Annotated in this window: 1 protein-coding gene; it reads right to left on the reverse strand. The window is 69.4% G+C overall.

Annotated elements, in window-relative coordinates; all coding sequences use genetic code 11:
* Positions 1-271: 271 nt before the first annotated feature.
* Complete coding sequence (locus tag ACWEFL_RS36070) at positions 272-1144, reverse strand: hypothetical protein (RefSeq protein WP_451721343.1); 873 nt, start codon at positions 1142-1144, stop codon at positions 272-274.
* Positions 1145-1974 lie beyond the last annotated feature (830 nt).

Raw genomic sequence — 1974 nt, forward strand, 5'->3', positions numbered from 1 at the left:
GACTGGCCCTTCTTCGCCGGGAGGGAGAACAGCGCGCGGACGCTGTTCCCGGACGACTGGGCCCGGACCGACCGGCCCGGGCCCGCTGCAGCACCGACCACCGGGTGCCCTGACCCGCTACTGGCCGCAAACCGACGCGACACAGGGACCTTCCGCGGGGCACGGTGACGCGTGCCCCGCGGACACGAAGGGGCCGGCCCTTTCCTGCGCGGTGGCTGCCGGGGCCGGACGCCGGCCCGATTGGGCCTCCTTTTTCCCGTGACGGGACTGCTCAGGGGTGCGGGCGGGCGTGGCGGTGCACGAGTTCCATGCCGAGGGCGAGCAGGAGCTGTCGCCCGGTCTGGTCGAACTGCTCCTGGAGGGTGGGCTCGCGGAAGAGGTGGGTCAGCTGTCCGGCTTCGGCGGCGAGGCCGGAGCGCTCGGCGAGGTAGCCGGTCATGGAAGCGCGGTGGACGGCGCGGGCCCGCTCCAGCAGCGCGCCGTCCACCTTGCCGTCCAGGGTGCGGCTCAGCGCGGCGCACAGGGCCTCGACGTGGGTCACGACCGCCTCGACGGTCATCGGTGCCTGTGCGGGCCCGAGCGCGCGGACGAGGCCGCTGGCGGCGAACGCCGACTCCGGCTCCATCACGTCCCGCACGGCGTCCAGCAGTTCGGCCCGCCCGCGCACCGTCAAGGCCTTGCCGTTGCCCAGCTCGGCGGTGATCCGCACGAACCGGGCCCGCGCCGTCTCGGTGGCCAGCTGATGCCCGACCTGCTCCAGCAGACCCATGGCGCCCTCGCGCGCCACCTCCTGACTGCGCCGGCTGCGCCCCACCCACGTCGCCCACGCCCGCTGCGCCTGCCGCGTGGGCATGTAGCCGTCCCACCACAGCCACATCGCCAGCGGAACCTGCGCGAGCGCGCTCAGGTGCGCCACCTGCTGCCGCTTGTCCAGCAGAAGCAGCAGCAACCGACGCTGGTTGACGCTGTGCTCGGCCTTGTCCGAGCCACGCCGCCGGGTCCGTAGACGGGGCTGGTCCAACAGCCCCTTGGCGATCCAGTCGTGGATCCGCCGTACGGTCATGTCCGGATGGTCGGCCGCATGGGCATCCGCGACGAGATCGTCGATGGTGCCGGGCCCGGTGATGCTCTCCCAGGTGTACACGGGGTGGAAATTACACCGTTCTCCCCCCAAGCAGGCCCCTGCTGAGGATGCATCACCCACCACTCGGATGCCACGATCAATGAAGCAGCACAACGGCCCGCGGACCGCCCGCTGCACCACCCCTCCCGCACGGCGCACCGCCGCGCCCTGCCCGAACGAAGGAAACCCACCATGCCGAAGAAGAACCACACCTCCTCCACCTCCCCGGCCAGAACCACGTGACGCCCGCCCCTGCGTCGTGGCGGCGCCTCGTCTACGTAGCGATCCTCACCGGAGCCGTTCACCACATCGGGAGCCTTCTGGCCGGCCTCGCGGCAGCACGACTGACCCGGTGACACACGAGGAAGAGGAACTCAACACTCCTGCAGCCGAAACCAACTGACATCACCTCACCCCACCGGACACACCACAGCCCGCACACACCGCAATCTCCACCTCACAGAGGAACACCCCCGAAACCCGGATTCACCAAAAGTTACGCAACGAAGGAAACAGCGAATCAGCCCTGACCACACCGCCCTGTAACCAGCCGCCCGCGAACGCGGGCCGGGTCCGGGAGCGCAGCGGACGGACCCTCAAGACTCCTTCCAAGCGAAGTGGGCCCCGGCTCGGAGCGAAAGCGAAGAGCCGGAAAAGGGACCAGCCCAATCTCCGGATTCAGCAAAAATCCTGACGGAAGGAAACATGGCTCGGAGCGAAGCGCAGAGCCAACTCCTCGCTTCGCGAGGAGCTTCAATCTCAGGCATGTCGTTCCTCATGACAGAGGGGACCGGGGGCGTGCCGCAGAATCATCGCTCCGGCGGCGAACAGAACCACAGACCTCCTGGGCT

The organism is Streptomyces sp. NPDC004838 (assembly GCF_053600955.1).